Consider the following 19,770-nt stretch of genomic DNA (forward strand, 5'->3'; position numbering starts at 1 on the left):
TTATAAAAAGTATACCACTTTTCTTTTATAAACAGTACTTTTAAATATATTTATGAGAATGATTTCTATAATAATACCATCGCATAACGAAAAGAAAAATTTAGAAAAGCTACTTCCGCACATAGAAAATCTTAAAACAACCATTTCTTATGAAATAGTAGTAGCAACTTCTCCAAATACTACAGATGGTACTAATTCTATTGTACATTCTAAAAAAATTCTACTTTTAAAATGCCCAAAAAAAGGAAGAGCTGCTCAAATGAATTATGCTGCAAAACATGCTAAGGGTTCTATTCTTGTTTTTTTACATGCAGATGTATTACCCCCAAAAACATTTTTATCAGATATTCAACAAGCATTATCCAAAAATATAGACGCAGGTTTTTTCTCTTATAAATTTGATAGCACTAATTTTTTTCTTAAAATAAACGCTTCATTTACTAGTAAAGATGGTATTTTTACAGGAGGAGGAGACCAGTGTCTCTTTATTAAGACAAAAAAATTCAATGCTTTAAAAGGCTTTAATGAAGAACAAGTTTTAATGGAAGACTTTGAGTTTTTTAAAAGAATTAAAAAAAATAAAATACCTTACACCATCATAAATAACGATTTAATAGTTTCTGCAAGAAAATATGAGCATAACTCCTATTTAAGGGTTAATCTATCAAATCTTATATTAGTTGTTTTATTTAAATTTGGTTGTTCCCCTAAAAAGTTAAAAAAAATACATTCTAAACTTATCAAAACATAACACCAAGATGCGTGAGTTGACTGATGAAATTACATTAAATGGGATTCAACAAATAGGGATTGGAGTTCAAGATGCTAATAAAGTATTTAACTGGTATAGACGTAATATTGGTTTTAATTTATTAGTTTTTAAAGATGAAGCAACTGCTTCTTTAATGACAAAATACACTGGTGGTAAAGCATGGGACAGAAAAGCTCTTTTGTCCTTAAACCTTGCTGGAGGTGGCGGTTTAGAAATTTGGCAATATACTAACAGAAACCCTATTCCACCATTAGAATCTATTAACTTAGGAGATTTAGGGATAAACATTTTAAAGTTAAAAAGTAAAAATATTACTAGCGTTCATAAGAAATTACAAACATTAAATTTAAACCTCTTATCCCCTATTTCTACTTTTGATAATCAGGAGCATTTTTTCTTTAAAGACCCATGGGATAATTTGGTACAAATAGTAGCTTGTACTACAAATTTTACTGAAAGTGATGAAGATTGTGGTGGGGTTCTAGGTGTAACTTTAGGCGTTTCAGACATAGATACATCTATTACTTTTTATAAAAATCTTTTAGGCTTTGATACTGTTGTATATAATGAAAATAACACCTTTGAAGATTTTTCTTTTGTAGAGAATCAAGAAAATAAGTATAGAAGAACATTACTAAGAAGAAGTGAAACAAAAGTGGGAGGTTTTGGTACCCTTTTAGGTCCTTGTGAAATAGAATTAATTCAGAAAGAAAATACTACTCCTAAAAAAATATATGCCAATCGCTATTGGGGAGATTTAGGGTATATACATCTTTGTTTTGATGTGTCTGGTATGAAAGCTTTAGGAGAAAAAGCTAAAAAACTTAACCACCCTTTTACTGTAGATAGTAGTTCTAGTTTTGATATGGGAGAAGCCGCAGGACATTTTAGTTATATTGAAGACCCAGATGGCACCCTATTAGAGTTTGTAGAAACACATAAAGTTCCTATTTTAAAAAAACTAGGCTTATTTATAAATCTAAAAAAGAGAGACCAACATAAACCCTTACCAAATTGGCTTATAAAATTAATGCGAATTCATCGTGTAAAAAAAGACCTTTAATTTAACTAGAAGATACAACCCCTAAAGTATATAATTGCTCCAAGTTTGGAGATTTACTACCTCCAGCAGGTTCTAGAGTAATTCCAAATGCCTCAGATGCATTTGCATTCGTTAAATTAAAAATGCGATTATCATCCTCTATAAAATCTTCTAATAAACCTACACTTGTTGGTGTAAGCGGATTTAATTTTAAGGACCATACTTGGTACACCATACCATCTGGAGGTTCTGGTAAACCTTGCGCATCTATATAAAGTTTTTCTTCTTTTTTATTCCAATAAACTTTAGCATAAGATGTAGGAGAAACTTCTTGACCTCCTAAAGGAATAACTGTTATATTTTTATCTCTAATAGTACTTAACAAATCTTCCGATTTAGCTAATGAAGTTTTTGCGTCAGAAATTTGCTCCTCCAAATTAATACGTTGCCCTTCTACTACTTCTATTTGAGATTGTAATTTTTCATTTTGATTATACAAATACGCTCCACCTATTATTAAAAGGATAGATGCTGCCCAACCCATATAAGAAGTCCAATTTGTTTTATTTTCTTTTAAAGGAACTACTTTAAAGGAATTTAGATTTTTAATTTTATCGTAAACTTTAGCAAAATCTAAAGGCATTTTTGGAGCTGCAGTTTTTGAAAGTGCTAAAATAGATGCCTCTATAGCTATAATTTCTTTTTGTACATCTGGATACAAACTAGCATGCTCTGCCACCTTCAGATTTTCATCTTCTGAAAGTTGACCAGCTACATATAGCTCTAGTATACCCGATTCTATGTACTCTTTTACATTCATTTATAACTGCATGTTTTCTCTAAGTTGAGAAATACAACTTCTATTTCTTGTTTTTACTGTTCCTACAGGAATATCTAATTCTTCAGACACTTCTTTTTGTGTATATCCTTTAAAATAAAGAAGTTCTATTACTTGAATACATTTTTCCTTTAATTTAGAAACCAAACTATGAAGGCCTTTCGTATTAACTTCTTTTTCTTCACCTTCTGATTTGCTTTCAAGGATACTTACGAAGTAATCTGCAGAAAGGTTCTTTTTTTGGTTTTTATAATTTTTAGAGCGCATTACATCTATAGCTGCATTCCTTGCAATATTTACTATCCAAGTAAAAAAGCGACCTTTAGAACTATTATAACTTAAAGCATTATTCCAAACCTTTACAAATACATCTTGGCAAATTTCTTCAGCCAAATTATCATCTTTAACTATTGTATTAATTACACCACAAATATTTTCTGCATACATAGAATGTAGTCTCTCAAAAGCGAAAGTATCTTTTTGCTGAAAACGTGTTATTAATTCTTCTAATTGCATAAGCTTTTTTAGGCTCTTTAATTAAATAGGTTACCTTCAAAAATAAGGTATTATTAATTAGTACTCTTTATTTTAGAGAAGTATTCCATATAAATTAAAATCAAAAAATTATATATTTCTAATAAACCCTCATTGCAAATAACTAAATGAAGGCTATCGCCTACTTATTTTTTTTCCAATCGCTTACAAAAAAAGAAAAAGGATTTACATAATCCTAATAAACCCTCGTTGCAAATGATAAAATGAAGGCTATCGCCTACTCATTTTTTATTTGCAATCGTTTACAAAAACTATGTTTTTGACACTATAGAAAATAAAAAATGAACTGTTTACACAGTTCATTTTACTATTAAGTCGGGATGACAGAACTAACAACCCATCCATATATCATTAATAATCAAATAGTTACTGTTATTTTTCAAAACAGGTAACCGAATAGGTAACTTTTGCTTTGATTCTATTTCTTTTTGATTGTACTAAGATACTATAAAATAGTAAGTAAACTAAATCAAATATTTTGGACTAATACCGCTACCATTTTAGACATAAAAAAAGCGTCTTAATAGACGCTTTAGGAAATTAACAAAAGAAATCATAACGCTTTATTCAAAACCACCTTCCTACTCCCTTTTAATTCTTTCAACTCAATTTCTAATCTTTCATTATCTCCTAAAACAAACTTAGGAAGCACATAAACAAATCTTTGATACAAACCTCTCATAATAGATTTTGGCATTTTATGTTTGTATATAACTTCTTGTTGTAGGCTTTGGTAAGAAGCTTTCCTTTTGGCGTTTCCATTGGTTACGTAAATGTTAAGATAGTCCACATCAAAATTTATTTCCGAGGTATTTTTGATTTCAATGGCCAGATATACTTCATCACCATCATAGACCAATTTTTGCAATTGCAACTGCATACCTTCTTTTCGTATCGTTGCTAAAGTCTCATACTTAGAATTAAGTACATAGGTGCAAGCTCTATAAAAATAATCCATTTTATCTTTTTTCAAATAAGTTACTTTCTTCTCTTTTATAGCCGGTAAAACCTTTGGCTCTTCGTTACCGATACTTTCGTTTTCGAGAATAAAATAATTCAACTTTGGTAATTCTTCAGCGTACTTTAAAATATACGAATACACCTTTCCATTATTCGTTACTGCAAGCAGATTACTTTCTATTCCTGGCTTTGCTTGGAGTAATCCAAAATACTGCTCCTTTTCTCTATTATAAGTAAATACAAAATGGGTAGCTCCAGTAATTCCCTGGCGAATAGGCTTAGGAAAAAATAAAGCTACATTCTTTTTATCATTAGCATAAATAGTATCTAATGATTGCTGTGCTATTATTGAATTGGAACAGATAATGAATAAGATTATAATATATGTTTTCATAAGAGTGCGTTTAACAAGTGCTCTTTTAAGGGCTTTTATAAGGTTGTGTTTTAATTAGTGCTTTTTAAAAGCCTTTAATACTTGGGCATTATGGGCTTTCCAAATAATTGGCTCAATGTTGGTTTCGGGGTTCTTAAAATGAGTTGGTAATTATCGGTTACCGTCACTTTTACATTTCGGTGGTTCCGCTGGAATATCTTTCTAACACCACTAACTTGTGGCACACCGGTAATATTTATTTCATCCACCAAATCTCCCACTACTTCATTGGTTGCTTCTGCTCTAAAACTATTTTCTACATAAATACCCTCGCTCCCATCTTGTAAATCAAAAGCTTTCAGCTTTACTGGCTTATGATTGATGTTTTCAATGATTATCATAGTTCTGTTCGCTTTAAAGCTTACAAAACCATAGATAGTCGCGTTTTTGCTTACCAAAATATTATTGATGTAGGCAGCCTTAGTCAGTCGCATTTGCAAGCGGTAATTATTCTTTATGGTTTGCTTCCCATCAACACGTACATAAATAAAAGCGTCCGTATTTTGGGTATTCATTACTTGGTTAGCTATCGGGTGTGAAGCAAAAAAGAGCTGATGTTCCAAACTGCGTTCTTTGGCGGCGACATTCGTTTCACTTTCTGCAATACCATCATTATCTATAGTATCTTTTTCTATTGTTTTGGGGGATGCAATAGGTTTTTGTTCCGATTGCCGATACCCTCTATCGGTATAATTAATACGGCCTTGACTATAGATACTATCTACCATTCGCATCTTTTCTTTATCTAAAAAATCGGCGTCATAGACTCCTGTAGAATCTAATAATCGTTCATCATAAATACTAGGTGCATTATTCTCTCTTACTTCCTTTAAGGCATCTAACGCTTCCAATTTAGAATCATATTCTACTTGTCCTTCTTCTAGTTTAGGAACTGGTATTTTATTATTCTCCATAGTTGACTCTTCCTCTTCTCCTAGAATTATTGCGGTATAGGCTCCAATAAAAAGAACCACACATAATAAGACTACCCCAAAGACTATTTTATTCTTTTCTATTTTCATAATCATCCTCTTTTTAATGCTAATATGGGCTTATGGCTTTTACTGTCCGTTAGGGACTTTTTTTAGTTTATTTTCAAAAAAATTGGTAATCAAAAGCCCATGGGTATTATTAGGAAAGTTCCTATCTACATGCATTACATTTCCAGAAGTGGTTAATTCATAGGTATCTGTTATAGATCCTCTATTAATTTCAAAAATGGTAGTACTTTCAAAGCGATATGGCTCTTGCGTAATATCTATTTTTGAATCTATGCGCAACACCTTTTGTATCAAAGAATACTGCAATATGCGGTTGTATACGCCGTCTGTTTTTTTTTGTTGGTACAAAGCATCTACAGAACTGTCTCCTAACCACAGAGCTTTTTCTAAATGCTTTTCATAATTACTGGCATCGATATGATAAAAATAGGTGTGAAAAAGCTCTAGATGTGCCAGTAATTCTACTTCTAAATTTTCGTGTTGCGAAACCAACTGTAAAGGAATTACACTACCGTCTGTATTTACAACAAAGGCATTGTTAACGGTTTCCTTGTGCAACTTAACTACCATCAAAATAGAAACAATACTGGTAAGTACTGCCCCTATAACTACTGTTAAAACGATAAATCGATTTTGTTGAAGAATAGTATATATATTTTTATAAGGTGTTTTCATAATGGTTTTACTCTTTTAATTATTCCATGTGCATAGGCCCACTTATCCGCCTGAAAAAAGTTTGAAGACGAAAGAGGTGGCTCTTCTGTAGAGTTTAAATTTTAATAGCACTATAAACCCTATAGAGCCAAATTGTAATAATGGTGCAAAAAAGTTACTTCCCCAATCGGTGCCAAAAAGACTACTCCAAAAATTAGTATTGATTTCTGTATAGAGATTATTGACAAATACATTTACAAGAAAAAAGGCGGGTACCAACATATATACTCCTGCATAGAGTTTAAAGAAATTATACGCTAGGCTTCTAAATTTCTCAAATACGGCAAGACTAATTACCAAAGGAAAAAATGCTTGCATTATGCCTAATAAAAAATAACGTTCTGCCAGAAACAATGGATAGATAAACAAATCTAGCAACCATAGAAACATAGCTACAATAAAGGACAACATTTTAAGACCATACAATGGGGTTACCAAGGCTTCATAAAGCATAGCCATTGCTTTTTTGGCGGCTTCCAAAGCACCCACATCCTGTTCCAAGTCCACATCTTGTAATTGTAACGGGAGGAGTGCTGGAGCCGTATCTCTATATTGTCCTTCAATAGCTACCAATATGGTATCAAAAACAGTCAATACCTGGGTAGAAAAAATAACTAGAATAATTACCGCAAAATTCTTGGCTAATTCTGCTGGGGTTAATCCCCAAGTATACCCTTCATTATTCGCTACGCCTTCATTGTATTTTTTTAAGATATTAATTAGAAAGAACAGAATAGCAAGGGTTTTCATTCCTGTCATGGTGTATTGCGAAAAATCACTATTCTTAATCGTGGTAAATACCGCATCTACATATTCTAATCCTATACTTAAAGCTAGACCTGACATCCGTTAGTATTTTGCTTTCCTGCTGTTGATAACGGACTGCATTTCTCTAAAAGAAATAATCTCTCGATAACGCCTGGTCTTTGCTTCTATTTCCGCCACCATTTCTTTAGATTCTAGCTCTTTTGCTTTTAATACTTCTGCCCGTTCAGCATCGCTCATTTTTAGGCTGCCATTGGAGAGTATCTGATCTATATAATCCATTCCTTCCATAGAATTTTCTATAATAGCATTAAAGGACTCGGATATCCGATTTACTTCATGCGGTTTTATATAGGGTGAATTAAAAATCTCACGTAAATCTACCTGTACCATATCAAATAATTTTTGATTGTTGCTTGCCAGTTCCTTCACTGCCTTCAATTGTTTTATGACATTATTGACTTGTTCCACATTCTCCTTTTGCTTTTTTAGAAACTTTACGGTTTTTAATAATTGAGAGGTCTGTTTCCCTGATTCTAACAGGGATTTAATAAAGCTAATAAAATTGGTATTATCATACACCGGCACCCCTTGGGCCGTAGCACGGCCAGGCAATAAAAGGATTAAGGTCAAAGTCAGTACTATTCCTAATGTTTTCATTTTCTGTTTCATAATTTTTTTGATTTTAACAGGCATTGCCTGGTTTTTATTAATAATTCTTTTCTATAAATTCATTGATAGCGGTCTCCATATTTTGAGTTTCCTCATAAATGGCCATTATGGCCTCGCTTTCTTTACCGTCGGTTAGGTATGCGGCATACACTTCGTTTGGGACTTCCAATCGGAAAATATTGCTTTCCTTTCCTATTTTGATAAACATCTCCGTGTACTTTCGTTCTCCAGTAAGATTGTTTCGGATAGATTTTAATTGATTTAAATCGTGACTAGATAGGCTAAGCCTATTTTTTAATTCTTCGTAGCCTTTTTCATTATTCAGGCTATAAATCACTTGGGTATTTTCTAGAATACTTGCCGAAGTGGAATTGTTAGGGAGTTGATTAATCGATTGTAGAATAATACCGATAGCTCCGTTTTGTTTTCGAATCGCTTGATAATAGAATTCTACACTTTCTAATACATTGTCGAATTTCAACTGCTTGGCGAACTCATCAAAAAGAATGATGCCTTTTTCCGCTTTGTTGCGCCAAATGGTTCGTTGTATGGCGGACTTAATTAGCTTTAACATTACCGAAAGGATTTCCTTATTATCTTTTACTTCATCCAATTCAAATACTATCATCCGCTTGTCTTCTATTTTATACGTCTGATCTTCGCTTACATGGAATAGAAAACTGTATAATCCATTATCCACATATTCCGAAAGGATGTGTAGAAAATTGTAGACACTGAAATGTGTTTCTCTTACTTTGATTTCCTCCATAAGGATATCCTTTTTCGCATCTACAAATTGATATAAAGTAGCTAAGGAATGTCCTGTTCTAACGGTAGCATAATAATGCAACAACACTTTTTTAACGGCTACTTCTTCCGCTTTGGTAGTTTCTTTTCCAGAAGCCAACAGCTCTAGTATAAATACAGCTAAATCTTCTAATCGTTCTGGAGTTAAATCACTTTCATTAGAAATATAAAACGGATTAATTCCCAAGTTTTTTCCCTGTTCGTAACGTAGAATAATATGATCGTCTGGATAGAGTTTGGCAAACTTAGAATACGAGCCTCCTAAATCTATAATCACTAACCGAACACCATCCTCAAAGTATTGGCGAAGTATATTATTGGCTAAAAAAGATTTCCCTTCTCCTGTTGGAGCGAAAATGGCAAAATTTCTGGCTTTGATACGCTTTTTCTTTTCATCCCAAACATCTTTGAGTACTGGAATATTATGCTGCCGGTCATTAAATAAGATGCCCGTTGCATCCGATTTATAATTGGTGTTATTGATATACAAACACAAGGCATGTTTTAAATCTGTTACATACAAATCTTCATTAGAGAAGTTGGAAGAAAAACAGCAATAGGAATTCAGAAAATAATTTTTCCGCTCCTCCCCTTTTGGGTAGTACGGAACAATATCCAATTCCTTAAATTCCGTTTTTATTTTGGAGGCAATAGTACATAGCTGTTGGGCTTCTTGCGACCAGAAAATAATATTGAGATGCCCGCGTATAATTCTTGAGCTGTCATCTTCATTAATTTTAGCAACAATAGCCTCAATCTTTTTTTGAATGACTTTGTTCTGTGTTCCGAAGTTTGAACTCTTACTGAGTTCTTCAATTTTCTTATCTAATAGTTTTCTCCATTTGTGTTTATCATCTAGATAGATGATTTGATTAAGGATATGGTTTTCATTCAGATTCAATCCTAATCCATCCATAAAACCTTGATGGAATACAAAATCGTCGGAAGTGAATTTATCATTGGTTTTACTACTCTGTACTACATCTCCAAAACAGAGTTCGCTATTGACTGCCAGAACATCAAAATGGTTGTTTCCAATTTCAATATTCTCTTTTTTCAGTTGTATATCCGTATCAAAACCTTCATTAAATCCATTAAAGTAGGCATCGCATACATTTAGTATTTCACTCTCGTTTAATGGCTTTAGTGCCACTTTGCGGCTATTATTGATAAAAGAAACGGCATCCTTTACAGAGCCTATAAATTCCTGAACATTCGTATCTAATTCTTTAGAAATACCTTTCTCTACTTTCCGAAATGGGTTAGTAAACTTAGCCGCATTCAAAGCTTTGTTATTTGGCAAAATAAAATAGAGGTAGCTGGAATGTACTAGGTATTCTCGTCCTTTAAAATAGCTATTTGTAGCCCTTTGTAAAAAAGTACTATTAGGTAATTTATCTGCCGAATATTCGTCCTTTTTGTAAATATCTTGTTTATGGATAACTGTGCTTGTGGGTAAGGATTTAAAAGCCTGAAACCACGAACCGTGCATATCTTCAAAGTCTTTTTCGGATAAGCAGTAGATTTCGGGGGAATCTACTTTATAACCAAGAACAACATTACCATTATTAGCGAATATTATGTTGTCTTGTATATCTATAATCGGATGGTATGCGGATAGATTTAGTTTTTTCATATAGATTAATAGTTTTAGTTATTTGAGAACCGAATGACCTTCTAAAATACCTGCGATGCAGGCATTTTTATTACTGATGGTTTGCGGAAATACCTTCTTAAAGTGCAATAGCGAAGGGTTCTTTGTAAAATGTGTTAATGCTATATACAAGACTCCATTAAGTACGAAAACACAAAGGATGACTAGAAAACTAAAAGAAAAAATGATAAACAATAGCGAACCAATTACGGATGTCATCATTAAAGCAAACAGCGATATGGGCAAACCCATAATTACCGCTCGTTTTCTAATATTTTTATATACTTCGTATTTTTTCATATAACATCATTTTTCATAATACATTCATACTTAATGTCGCTTAGCGACTTAGACTACGATACCGATTAGGTAAGTGAAAATCCCTACTACTGCACCTGCAATAAGTACAAATACCAATACCCGGGTGATTCCTTTTTTTAAATCTGCATTTTCACCAAAAAAATGTCCTGCATTGAATAGAAAACCTATTAAAAAAATTATTCCTAGAATTATGGGAAAGATGGTTCTTATAGTATCCGAAACATCGGTAACAGAATCTTCAATACCTCCAATTTGTGCAAAAATGGAGTTGGTTATAAATAATAAAAATGCGCTTAGATAGATTGATTTTTTCATGCTCAAATAGTTTAAATTATATTACATTTTCGTTGTAATAAAAATACACTATATTTGAATTCAAACAACTGATTATCAATATTTTACATAAATAATATTGTTTGAATTGTTTTGCTTTTAATGGAGAATAAAACGAATCAAATCTTATTAGAAACCTGCAATAAAATCATCTCGATTATGAAAATACGTTGGAAAAAGATGCTCCAAAACGTCAGCTTTATGCTTTTGCTACTGAAAATGTGTTTCCTTTTTGGACAACAAAAAGTGATTGTTATAGATCCTGGACATGGCGGAAAAGATACTGGCGCTATCGGTATACATGGAATTCTAGAAAAAGAAGTGGTTTTACATATTGCTAAAGAAATTATTAGACTGAATAAAACACTTTTAGAGGGTAACTTTGATATCTACTTAACCCGATATAAAGACACTTTAATTTCTTTATCCGATAGGACTCAATTAGCTAAAAGGTTGCATGCAGATGCATTTGTGTCTTTACATTGTAATGCTTCACCAACGTATTCTAAAGGAATGGAAGTTTACGTCCATACTTCAGATAATTTGTATACCAAGGTGTCTATTGCTTTAGGATTATCTATACTCCAGGAAAGTACTGAAAAGTTAGGCTTTAAAAAACGTGGGGTAAAATTTGCTAATTTCCAGGTACTTCGGGAAACAGTTTCTGTTTTTCCGGCAGTGCTTGTGGAAATGGGGTTTATTACCAATACAGATGAAGCCGACTATTTTTTAAAGCCTAAAAATAGTAAGGCTATGGCATTGGCTGTATTAATAGGGATTACTAATTATTTAAATTCGGCATTATGAAAGAGTTTTTTGTTGAGATAGTGAGGGGTTTGAGGGAGTTAATTTTAGCTGTTTTTAAATCTATTAAAAGAATTTAGTTCTTTTATCAAACAACTTTTATAGAAAAACCTCTTAATTTGTTAAGTGTCTGGATACATTTCATTACTCGTTTCAATGAACCTTCTCCAAAAGAATGGGAATGGTAGTTCACGATGATACAGACTCGTAATTGTAAAAATAAAATCATAACCGACTTTAATGGAATCAAATTCTTTTTCTGATGAGAAAAGTTCGACTTCTTCTTTCATCTCTTTTTTATAATCTTCTAATAAATCATATAGTGTAATTGAATGTTTAACTTTACCCGATTCCCTACTATACAAGTTGTTCAAATAAAATTCTTCTGTTTCCGATTTCGGAAACCAAATTTGAAGATTTAGTTTTTTGTCAAAAAGTTCTAGAATTTTTTTCAAATCCTCATATGCTTCATTGCTATTTAATATAGCACACCAGTCAGCAAGAAACGTAAGAAGCATACTTGATTTTTCATCTTGCTTTTTAGTACCTATATAATAATCTACTAAGCTTTCATAATTTTCTCTGAATAAAGGAAAGAACCCCTTTAATATTTTTGCATCATGAATTCCTACAACTAATGTCCTTAGCCATTTTATACATTCATCTTTTTTCCCTGTTAGATAGAGAAATCTCATTGCTGGTTCAATATCAATTATATGATTATCATAAAGAGGGTAGTGAGATGGAGGGTTTGTCTTAATTAAAGAAACCAAAGCTTCAGATATAGTGATTACTGACCTCTCATAAACTGTTGCAAGTTCTTGAGTTTTTTGATTCAAATGATATTGATAATGTCTAATTTCGGTTAAACCAATATTAGCAAGTATTCCTATCTCTTCCCAAACGGTCAAACTATATTCAATTTGATTTTTCGAATAACGTTGTAAACTATGTTCAACGAAATAATAATTATTAACTTTATTGAAATATGCTATGCCTATTTCACGTCTTATAGAATGAAGGTTGTAAAACTCTAAATAAACATATTTTTCCTTAAAATGGTCTTGACTATTTAGCCATTCAAATGATTTTAAGATGGTTTTATCAGCAGCATATATGGCTGACTTAATGTAACCATTATCTTCTGCCCATTTAAAAACGATACTAAGGCATATTTGTAATAGTTTTAATCTCTTGAGTACAGGTTTTTTTGTTTTAAGCGGTTTATCTAGAATTAGATTTACGAGCTTTTTATAATGATTTAAGTCATAATCTTTAAGTTCCAAAAAAGCTAATGTCTTCTTTAAAAGCGAACGCATTTCGGAATTAAAGAGTCTTTCAGAAAGAAGATTTTCTGAAACCATTTTGGATATATCGTCAATACCCCAAAAATCGAACTCAAGACCTTCTTCTTTAAATTTTTCGGTATACTGAGCCCAACTAATTTGTATAGTTTGCTCAAGGACACCGTTTGTAGCAACGACAATTACTTTTGGAAGCTTTTTTTGACGAGCAGTTAATGATGTGTTTATGTAAGCTTCCCTTATTTCATTTAGGGATTGTCGAACACTATTTTGTCCAGAGTCCCAAACAGAACGAGCAATATTTCCTTGCTTTACAGTTATAAGAAATAATTTTTCGACTTTATCCTTATCTTTTCCAATGGCTGCTATATCCACACCATACTGTCTACCCTTTTGCGGTTTAGATATAGGAGTAATACCCTTACTATTGAGAATATCAATCAGTAAAGTGTCAAGTTCACCATCTTCTTTTAATAATGCTAAGTATTCGCTAGTTAGAAAGTTCATCACGTTTCATATTTTGCCACATTAATCTAAGCTTCTCTTGACCTATTTCGTCAATAGATTGAACACGAGCTACCTCGAAACTGCTTCTGAAACTTTGCATTTCAGATTCCTGAGAGTATTCCCCTTTGTGCTTTGAAAAAAAGGATTTACCGGCTCTAAGATTCACATTTGTTAGCATATCCAAAAAGGAGTCTCTTTTATTTTCAGAAGTATCCATTAGTTTTTGTATTTGAACGTTTTGTTGTTTTAGAAAGTACTGCATTCGTTTATCAGAAGGCTCAAACTCGTTTACCAACTCTAAATCAGAAACTTGCTGATAATATTGTTCCGAAGCATCGATTATTTGGTCGATAACAGACTTAATGACTTTGTTCGCTGATTTTTTTTTCTTCTTTAAAATCTCTGTGACAGAGTAATAATTTATTATTAAGTATTTTACAAATAATGTTGCAATATGGTTTCTTACACGTTCACTATTATATTTTACCTCTAAAATACTGAAAAGCATCTCTGAGGCATATTTTCTGTCTAGAATATGACCTACAATCATATATACTATATAAACGGAATCTACATCGGAAAAATCTTTTAGTGATTCTTTCTCAAGTCCAATACTATCTACTTTAGAGCTTAAGTTACTTATTACGAATGGTAAAGCAAATTTGTACAAATTATTATCAGAATTCAACCAATCCAAAAACAACTTTTCGATAACTTTGGGGTGATTAAAATAAAGTTCTTGTACTATACCTTCTAAAACTGAAATTCCTTTGAGATTATTATTATTATTATTAACCCAATTATTAATAAACTCCTCTATAACATCAGGATGTGAAACTGTTATGCTTTTTAACCTATATTGTATTGTACTATAAATACCTTTGTATTTAGCATCAGTATAAGTCAATAAATTCAAGCAGTTTTGAAAGTAATCTTTATCCTCGTCAAGCTTAAATTCCTCATTTATAGACCTAGCTACTTCATTTTGAACATCTATATTTTTTAGTGATAACAACTTTATAATGATTCCTTTTGCGCCATCTATTTTTTTTAAGTACTTATTATAAAATCTTGTTATAATTCCTAAGCTTTTTTTAGAATTCCTCTCTGCTACCTTCTTTATGCTATCTTGAATTTTATTTAAAAATATTAGTTCTTCTTTTGGGTCTTTTATCACAACTTGATAAGCTGCACTAATCCCTAAATGAGTCACATCTTCACTAGAGCTATTAATAAGTGATAAAATTTTATCTTGATATGGATAATCTGTTTTGCTTTCAGATAGACCACCAAATATTGCAGTGTTAAATTCAAAAATATCCGGATTTCCCTCTTCTTCAATCATATGCAATATCTCGATTGCATCTTCAGGTTGTTTACAGGTATACTTTCTAAGTGATTCATAAATTGAATAGCCCGCCATATTATTCTTAATTCTATTAGATATTAGTGGCAATAGTTCAATAAACTCTTTTTTATCTGGTATATCAAAATCTCTACAATACGCATGAAAATCTTGCCAGAATTCAAAATATTCAGGATTTTCTTTCAAGCGTTTTAAAAATAAACTAAGCATTGTTTGACTTTGGTTAAATAAAAAATGAATGTATATATAAATGCGTTAATAGTTCTTTTTTTTTGTCAAAAACATTATGTTGTATCATAAGACTCAACTAGTCTTTTAGCATAAGCGAAAGCAACTGTTTTAATCCATGATTTTTTTATTATAAAAATCCAAAAAACTAATAGAATTCCTAAAAGTGATAGTGAAATAATTGCGCCTGATGTTAGGTTAAACATCTTAATATTTGAATAATATTCCGATAGTAAAATAATTAAAACACCAACCATAATAAATATTATGGCAGGTACTTTTAAAGCCCATAAATTTCTACGAAACCCATAATTGATATTTTCATTAAATAGTAACTTATATTTCGCTGTGTCTCTAGTTAAACTTCTTAATTTATGACACCATGTTTCATAAATGTTATCTGCTTTTTCTGGGTTCTTACGCTCTAAGCTTTTCATGTTTTCAGAACCAATTCCTGTAGAATCAGCCATTTTAGCATGAATATCTTTTTTTAAATATTTAGTCAGAGAATTATTTGAAAATCGCAAAATTTGAGTACTCGGAGCTCCTCCCCATTCATTCCAAAGCCTATTTTCAGATTTCTTCCCTTTGTCTCGACCTAACTGACCTAGAACAAAAGTTAAAATAGTTGTCAGACCTAACCCTCCGATAAGACTATAAATATTTTGGTAATCAATTGAAAAGTATAATCCAACAATGATTATTGGCAATAAAGTTATTACACTTGGATATACTCTTGCTTTTAACTCATATTTATTTATCATTCTTGAACTTTGTTTTGAAAAGTGAAGGGAACTGCTGTACCATAACCATTGCGAGTATTACAATTTAAATGATGATTCAAAATATTACCCTCAGTTGTATAAACATTTGCACCTCTTCGTATATATGCATTAGTTACCTTATAACTAGGGTGTTTCGGCGCTCCCTTTGATGCTGAGACAAATGCATATTCCGTTTTTATCTCATCTAATATTGAAGGGGAAATATTTCTATGACTTCCATGATGTGGAACTTGCTTCCAATTAACTCTTGAAATATCTATACCATAAACTTTAGAATACTCTATGACTTTCTTCAATGCTGGAATGCCTGAATCTCCTGTAAATAAAAACTTCTTATTATCAAAATTTAATAAGTTAACAACACTAGAATTATTTTCTGAGGAAGTGTCCCCAGATTCGTCTAATGTTTCAATATCAAAAGTTTCTTCAATCCAACTTAAAACTGTAGATTTTGCTGAAGCAAAAGTTCTTTCAAGACTCCCGACTAAGCCTGCCATTTTTTGTTCTGGTGTTTTAGCTGAATTTACAAGTAATTCCTCATAATACTTTTCAGTAGGCCCAAGAACTTGAATAGTCCCATTTAAAAAACTAGTACCAGCAAAAGGCTCTTCTATCGGTATGTTTTTTTCATTAGCTATTTGTTCAAGTTCATATGCATAACGATATGCCTTTCTCATCCTTTCTTTAAGACTCTCGTCTGTAATTCGTCCATCATGAAATAAATCACGAATTCTGTCAGAATGATTCCATGGTAAATGCATCCATAATTTACCTACAGACATTTCTTCTAGTATCACTCGTAATCCTGACGTATGGTCACTATCTGGATGTGTCGAGATAACTAAATCAACATAGTTCATCCCATATTGATTTTTAATTAGTTCTACTAGTTTTTTTCCAGAGTCTTTACTACCTCCATCAATAACTACGATGTATTGTTCTTTTTCTTTATTACTAAAGTCCCCAAAACGCATAGCTAATGCATCTCCACTTTTCTCTCCATCACCAACGGGAAGCATATCTATTTCTAATTGATTCATAATTAAATTGGTTTGCGATATTTCTACTACTTATTCAAAAACCTCTCCAATATTAAATTACTGACAAGCTGACACTTACAAATGAGTAATCAAAATACTACCTCTTATCCCCACAACCCTTATCAAAGGCTACCAAATTAAATAACTGTCGCATTCTAGAACGAACTCTGTTACCATAGCGCTCCTCCAGTTCTTGAGCATTAAGATTGGTTGTAGCATGTGTTTTTACTCTTCTACTAAGCTCTGGATGACAAAATAAATCATAACGAGAAAGCAGAATCTCCCCCATCACATTACAATCTTTACCATAATGTCGTCCGATTGGTTCAACACCTAAATCATCAAAACAGAAGTATTGACTATCACCATAGTCCTCTATCGTTTTATAACCAATATGGTTAAACCCAAAAGCAATGTTTCTAGTTGGAATGATTTTATACGGTTTTCATTCATCATGAAACTGTTTTAATTCTAGTATTCAATTCAGTAATTCTTTCCATCAGCTTGTCAAAACTAATTGTAGTACCATAAAACATACTTTCTTGCATAGTTTTATAATTTTTCTCCCAATCTTTAATGGTTTCTTCTGGCGGCAGAATACTAATTAATTGGGGGCTATGGTTTGCGTAGTCAATACCTCTTATGGCATTAAAGTTTTTTCTGTGTGCAACAATTGTATCGTATAATTCAACATCTTTCAGGGCTTCTGTGCCGTGAGTTGTATCCATTAGTTTTTCTAAATCATACAAATGACGACTCATTCTTTCTACTCTTATAAACTTAGTGTCTTTTTGAAATTCCTCATGTAATAGGAATACCTTCTCCAAAAAGGTTCGCTTAGGAGAAACAACAGGTATTATTATTTCTGTTTCCGCAAATGGGAGTTCTCTAAATACCTCTGAAACCATAGAAATAATAGCTTTGTTTTCTACTGGCTCCATTAAGGAACGTGCGCCAACTTCTATCAGCACTCTAGGTCTTAAATAGTCCGATTTTTCTGTTAAAGATGTATATCGTAATTCAATAACTAAAGGATCAGTGTCTGTGTCTTTTGTTTCTTGAACAACTAATTCATAATCTGGAACACCTAGTTTAGTTAAAGCAGCATTGATGTCTTTATAAAATTCACCCCCAATAAAGGAGCAAGATGCCTTACGTAATTTTTTAACTTGAGTTTTACTCAATTGACCTTCAAAACCTAAATGTTTTCTGTCAATTACCAAGTCAATATCTTCTGAAAAACGCTCTATTAAATTCCAAGCTTTACTCAAAGATGTTCCTCCTTTAAAAACAATATGTTTTGAATACGACAAAGAAAATATAATATGCAATGCTAAAGTTACCCACCAATCTTTTTCAACTGCAGAAGATGGAAGCCCAGTTTTTTCACTGACTTGATTGAATATGTTCAGTTTATCTTTATTGCTAAGTTGTATAAACGCTTTCATGTTTAATTATTCTTCATGATTTTTGATATCCAAGCAGGTGCTAGTTTAGCATCATGTCCAATAATTTCTTGCTTTTCTTTTTCAAGATGTATTTTAATTTTTTCTAATTGGGCTGCTGTTACATTGTCCTTTCCAATTTCCTTAAGCGCTTGAATAATTAAACTTGTAATTTCTCCTTTTACAGCTAAGTTCTTTGGAGAGGTTCGTTTAAATTTTATGGTTCTTTTACCAACTACTATACTTCTTGGAGCTCCGTCCGTTAAGAAAACAACGTTCATTGGAATTTGAGTTGATAATCCTAACTTATTAAGAGCTGTTGTTCCTGTTGGGATAATTCGTGCTTTATCTCGGGCAGCAATTGCTACTGCAATTTCTTCTATTGTAGGATATAAAACGCCTAAAAGTTTGTCTTGTTTTGGGTATAGATATATTCCATGAGCTAGCCTGACTAAGAACTTTTTGTTTTCAAGCCTTAATAATGATTTTTTTACCACTTCAACATTCCCCATATCATCAAAGTTTGAAGGGAATAGAATACTCCCTTTCTTCATTGATTTTATTTCGTTTTCAATTCTAGTTTGAACTGAATTAGTCATTCCTTATTTATTTATTATGTCCCAAATTTAGTAAATATTTGGGACAATTGCCTAACTTATTTCGAATACTATTCTTGAGAGCATTATTGACCTAAGCAGAAAACGGGTGTATATAAAAGCCAGAGCGAGTAAATATTCAACATCTTTTGTCAACTGACTTTGCGTCAAAACTTATTAAGTTAAACGTTTGCCGCATTCTAGAACGCACCCGATTACCATAACGCTCTTCTAGCTCTGCCGCGTTTAGATTCGTAGTAACATGGGTTTTCATTTTGGTTTGTAAAAAGAACTCATATCGCGAAAGCAATATTTCCCCCATCACATTGCAGTCTTTTCCATAATACCTCCCCATAGGTTCTACACCTAAATCATCAAAACAAAAGTATTGGCTATCACCATAATCTTCTATGGTTTTATAACCAATATGATTAAACCCAAATGCAATGTTTCTAGTAGGAATGATTTTATACGGTTTTTGATGTGGTACAATATGACGTAGTAATTTCATTAAACTGGTCTTACCACAACCAACAGGCCCAGAAAGTAGGATTCCTTTATTGGGGTCTATATTTAGCTTTTTACAATTTGCTTCGTCTTTGATAAAGTAATTGCACAGCTTAAAAAGTATCTCCCGGTCTGCTTCGTAAATTTTAAAGTTTTTACCAAACAATAGTTTCCCTTTTGCTTGGAGATAGATGAGTATTTTATCAAAATCATAAATTACACTACTGCCATCAAAATCTCCAAGTGTATATTGTGCACTCCCTTCTACAATGATATGTGGTAATATTCTACTCTTCATAATTTAAGGACATCGGTTTGTGG

20 protein-coding genes and 1 pseudogene are annotated in these 19,770 nt (G+C 32.1%); 3 read left to right on the forward strand and 18 right to left on the reverse strand.

All coding sequences use genetic code 11. The features are described 5' to 3' along the window. The first annotated feature begins 58 nt into the window (after positions 1 to 58). Positions 59 to 751, forward strand: a complete 693-nt coding sequence (locus tag CLV91_RS13250; RefSeq protein ID WP_121068710.1) for a TIGR04283 family arsenosugar biosynthesis glycosyltransferase — start codon at positions 59 to 61, stop codon at positions 749 to 751. A 7-nt stretch (positions 752 to 758) separates the two neighbouring features. Next, positions 759 to 1,835, forward strand: coding sequence for a VOC family protein (locus tag CLV91_RS13255; RefSeq protein WP_121068711.1), 1,077 nt, complete (start codon positions 759 to 761; stop codon positions 1,833 to 1,835). Position 1,836: 1 nt separating this feature from the next. Here the strand turns inward: CLV91_RS13255 and CLV91_RS13260 are convergent, their stop codons facing one another. The 10 genes from CLV91_RS13260 to CLV91_RS13305 form a co-directional block, all read right to left on the reverse strand. Continuing rightward, the gene (locus CLV91_RS13260) at positions 1,837 to 2,634 is read right to left on the reverse strand and encodes an anti-sigma factor (RefSeq protein ID WP_121068712.1); all 798 of its coding nucleotides are present in this window, start codon (positions 2,632 to 2,634) and stop codon (positions 1,837 to 1,839) included. Next, positions 2,635 to 3,168 (reverse strand): RNA polymerase sigma factor, encoded by a 534-nt coding sequence (locus CLV91_RS13265; RefSeq protein WP_121068713.1) that lies wholly within the window; start codon positions 3,166 to 3,168, stop codon positions 2,635 to 2,637. It abuts the gene before it with no gap. Positions 3,169 to 3,760: 592 nt separating this feature from the next. Continuing rightward, positions 3,761 to 4,561: a DUF4138 domain-containing protein gene (locus CLV91_RS13270; protein WP_121068714.1), complete on the reverse strand. Its 801-nt coding sequence runs from the start codon at positions 4,559 to 4,561 to the stop codon at positions 3,761 to 3,763. A 74-nt stretch (positions 4,562 to 4,635) separates the two neighbouring features. Continuing rightward, on the reverse strand, positions 4,636 to 5,622 hold the full coding sequence (gene traM / locus CLV91_RS13275; protein WP_121068872.1) for a conjugative transposon protein TraM: 987 nt from the start codon (positions 5,620 to 5,622) through the stop codon (positions 4,636 to 4,638). Positions 5,623 to 5,661: 39 nt separating this feature from the next. After that, complete coding sequence (locus CLV91_RS13280) at positions 5,662 to 6,276, reverse strand: conjugal transfer protein TraK (protein WP_121068715.1); 615 nt, start codon at positions 6,274 to 6,276, stop codon at positions 5,662 to 5,664. A 42-nt stretch (positions 6,277 to 6,318) separates the two neighbouring features. After that, complete coding sequence (locus tag CLV91_RS13285; protein WP_121068716.1) at positions 6,319 to 7,161, reverse strand: hypothetical protein; 843 nt, start codon at positions 7,159 to 7,161, stop codon at positions 6,319 to 6,321. A gap of 3 nt (positions 7,162 to 7,164) precedes the next feature. Beyond that, positions 7,165 to 7,752, reverse strand: a complete 588-nt coding sequence (locus CLV91_RS13290) for a conjugal transfer protein (RefSeq protein WP_211333225.1) — start codon at positions 7,750 to 7,752, stop codon at positions 7,165 to 7,167. A 37-nt stretch (positions 7,753 to 7,789) separates the two neighbouring features. Beyond that, positions 7,790 to 10,195 carry a TraG family conjugative transposon ATPase gene (locus CLV91_RS13295; protein ID WP_121068717.1) on the reverse strand — a complete coding sequence of 802 codons (2,406 nt, stop codon included), beginning with the start codon at positions 10,193 to 10,195 and terminating at the stop codon, positions 7,790 to 7,792. Positions 10,196 to 10,213: 18 nt separating this feature from the next. Continuing rightward, positions 10,214 to 10,513: a hypothetical protein gene (locus CLV91_RS13300; protein WP_121068718.1), complete on the reverse strand. Its 300-nt coding sequence runs from the start codon at positions 10,511 to 10,513 to the stop codon at positions 10,214 to 10,216. A gap of 48 nt (positions 10,514 to 10,561) precedes the next feature. Continuing rightward, positions 10,562 to 10,849, reverse strand: coding sequence for a hypothetical protein (locus CLV91_RS13305; protein WP_121068719.1), 288 nt, complete (start codon positions 10,847 to 10,849; stop codon positions 10,562 to 10,564). Between the two features lie 219 nt (positions 10,850 to 11,068). Between CLV91_RS13305 and CLV91_RS13310 the strand changes: the two genes are divergently transcribed. Then, a complete protein-coding gene (locus CLV91_RS13310; RefSeq protein ID WP_245987189.1) occupies positions 11,069 to 11,674 on the forward strand; it encodes an N-acetylmuramoyl-L-alanine amidase family protein in 606 nt (201 codons plus the stop codon). Positions 11,675 to 11,793: 119 nt separating this feature from the next. On the opposite strand, the gene CLV91_RS13315 is transcribed toward CLV91_RS13310, so the two are convergent. The 8 genes and pseudogenes from CLV91_RS13315 to CLV91_RS13350 form a co-directional block, all read right to left on the reverse strand. Then, positions 11,794 to 13,482: a hypothetical protein gene (locus CLV91_RS13315; protein WP_121068720.1), complete on the reverse strand. Its 1,689-nt coding sequence runs from the start codon at positions 13,480 to 13,482 to the stop codon at positions 11,794 to 11,796. Then, the gene (locus tag CLV91_RS13320) at positions 13,466 to 15,058 is read right to left on the reverse strand and encodes a hypothetical protein (RefSeq protein WP_121068721.1); all 1,593 of its coding nucleotides are present in this window, start codon (positions 15,056 to 15,058) and stop codon (positions 13,466 to 13,468) included. The genes CLV91_RS13315 and CLV91_RS13320 overlap by 17 nt, the downstream gene beginning before the upstream one ends. A gap of 74 nt (positions 15,059 to 15,132) precedes the next feature. After that, positions 15,133 to 15,840, reverse strand: coding sequence for a hypothetical protein (locus CLV91_RS13325; protein WP_121068722.1), 708 nt, complete (start codon positions 15,838 to 15,840; stop codon positions 15,133 to 15,135). After that, entirely contained in the window at positions 15,837 to 16,880 is a 1,044-nt protein-coding gene (locus tag CLV91_RS13330) for a ComEC/Rec2 family competence protein (protein ID WP_170146757.1), read from the reverse strand. Before CLV91_RS13330 ends, CLV91_RS13325 begins: the two co-directional genes overlap by 4 nt. 118 nt (positions 16,881 to 16,998) lie before the next feature. Further along, positions 16,999 to 17,346, reverse strand: a pseudogene (locus CLV91_RS13335) (ATPase); the annotation flags it as partial. 7 nt (positions 17,347 to 17,353) lie between these two features. After that, on the reverse strand, positions 17,354 to 18,349 hold the full coding sequence (locus CLV91_RS13340) for a nucleotidyl transferase AbiEii/AbiGii toxin family protein (protein ID WP_121068724.1): 996 nt from the start codon (positions 18,347 to 18,349) through the stop codon (positions 17,354 to 17,356). A 2-nt stretch (positions 18,350 to 18,351) separates the two neighbouring features. After that, entirely contained in the window at positions 18,352 to 18,945 is a 594-nt protein-coding gene (locus tag CLV91_RS13345; protein WP_121068725.1) for a DUF6088 family protein, read from the reverse strand. 136 nt (positions 18,946 to 19,081) lie between these two features. Further along, positions 19,082 to 19,747, reverse strand: coding sequence for a P-loop NTPase family protein (locus CLV91_RS13350; protein WP_121068726.1), 666 nt, complete (start codon positions 19,745 to 19,747; stop codon positions 19,082 to 19,084). Positions 19,748 to 19,770 lie beyond the last annotated feature (23 nt).

The organism is Maribacter vaceletii, assembly GCF_003634105.1.
In the GTDB taxonomy this organism is placed as follows: Bacteria; Bacteroidota; Bacteroidia; order Flavobacteriales; family Flavobacteriaceae; genus Maribacter_B; species Maribacter_B vaceletii.

What these genes read in the sequence shown, in the direction of transcription:
- CLV91_RS13250 (WP_121068710.1), top strand. Translation starts at nt 59, where the DNA reads ATGATTTCTATAATAATACCATCGCATAACGAAAAGAAAAATTTAGAA.
- CLV91_RS13255 (WP_121068711.1), top strand. Translation starts at nt 759, where the DNA reads ATGCGTGAGTTGACTGATGAAATTACATTAAATGGGATTCAACAAATA.
- CLV91_RS13260 (WP_121068712.1), bottom strand. Translation starts at nt 2,634, where the DNA reads ATGAATGTAAAAGAGTACATAGAATCGGGTATACTAGAGCTATATGTA.
- CLV91_RS13265 (WP_121068713.1), bottom strand. Translation starts at nt 3,168, where the DNA reads ATGCAATTAGAAGAATTAATAACACGTTTTCAGCAAAAAGATACTTTC.
- CLV91_RS13270 (WP_121068714.1), bottom strand. Translation starts at nt 4,561, where the DNA reads ATGAAAACATATATTATAATCTTATTCATTATCTGTTCCAATTCAATA.
- traM (WP_121068872.1), bottom strand. Translation starts at nt 5,622, where the DNA reads ATGAAAATAGAAAAGAATAAAATAGTCTTTGGGGTAGTCTTATTATGT.
- CLV91_RS13280 (WP_121068715.1), bottom strand. Translation starts at nt 6,276, where the DNA reads ATGAAAACACCTTATAAAAATATATATACTATTCTTCAACAAAATCGA.
- CLV91_RS13285 (WP_121068716.1), bottom strand. Translation starts at nt 7,161, where the DNA reads ATGTCAGGTCTAGCTTTAAGTATAGGATTAGAATATGTAGATGCGGTA.
- CLV91_RS13290 (WP_211333225.1), bottom strand. Translation starts at nt 7,752, where the DNA reads ATGAAACAGAAAATGAAAACATTAGGAATAGTACTGACTTTGACCTTA.
- CLV91_RS13295 (WP_121068717.1), bottom strand. Translation starts at nt 10,195, where the DNA reads ATGAAAAAACTAAATCTATCCGCATACCATCCGATTATAGATATACAA.
- CLV91_RS13300 (WP_121068718.1), bottom strand. Translation starts at nt 10,513, where the DNA reads ATGAAAAAATACGAAGTATATAAAAATATTAGAAAACGAGCGGTAATT.
- CLV91_RS13305 (WP_121068719.1), bottom strand. Translation starts at nt 10,849, where the DNA reads ATGAAAAAATCAATCTATCTAAGCGCATTTTTATTATTTATAACCAAC.
- CLV91_RS13310 (WP_245987189.1), top strand. Translation starts at nt 11,069, where the DNA reads ATGCTTTTGCTACTGAAAATGTGTTTCCTTTTTGGACAACAAAAAGTG.
- CLV91_RS13315 (WP_121068720.1), bottom strand. Translation starts at nt 13,482, where the DNA reads ATGAACTTTCTAACTAGCGAATACTTAGCATTATTAAAAGAAGATGGT.
- CLV91_RS13320 (WP_121068721.1), bottom strand. Translation starts at nt 15,058, where the DNA reads ATGCTTAGTTTATTTTTAAAACGCTTGAAAGAAAATCCTGAATATTTT.
- CLV91_RS13325 (WP_121068722.1), bottom strand. Translation starts at nt 15,840, where the DNA reads ATGATAAATAAATATGAGTTAAAAGCAAGAGTATATCCAAGTGTAATA.
- CLV91_RS13330 (WP_170146757.1), bottom strand. Translation starts at nt 16,880, where the DNA reads ATGCTTCCCGTTGGTGATGGAGAGAAAAGTGGAGATGCATTAGCTATG.
- CLV91_RS13340 (WP_121068724.1), bottom strand. Translation starts at nt 18,349, where the DNA reads ATGAAAGCGTTTATACAACTTAGCAATAAAGATAAACTGAACATATTC.
- CLV91_RS13345 (WP_121068725.1), bottom strand. Translation starts at nt 18,945, where the DNA reads ATGACTAATTCAGTTCAAACTAGAATTGAAAACGAAATAAAATCAATG.
- CLV91_RS13350 (WP_121068726.1), bottom strand. Translation starts at nt 19,747, where the DNA reads ATGAAGAGTAGAATATTACCACATATCATTGTAGAAGGGAGTGCACAA.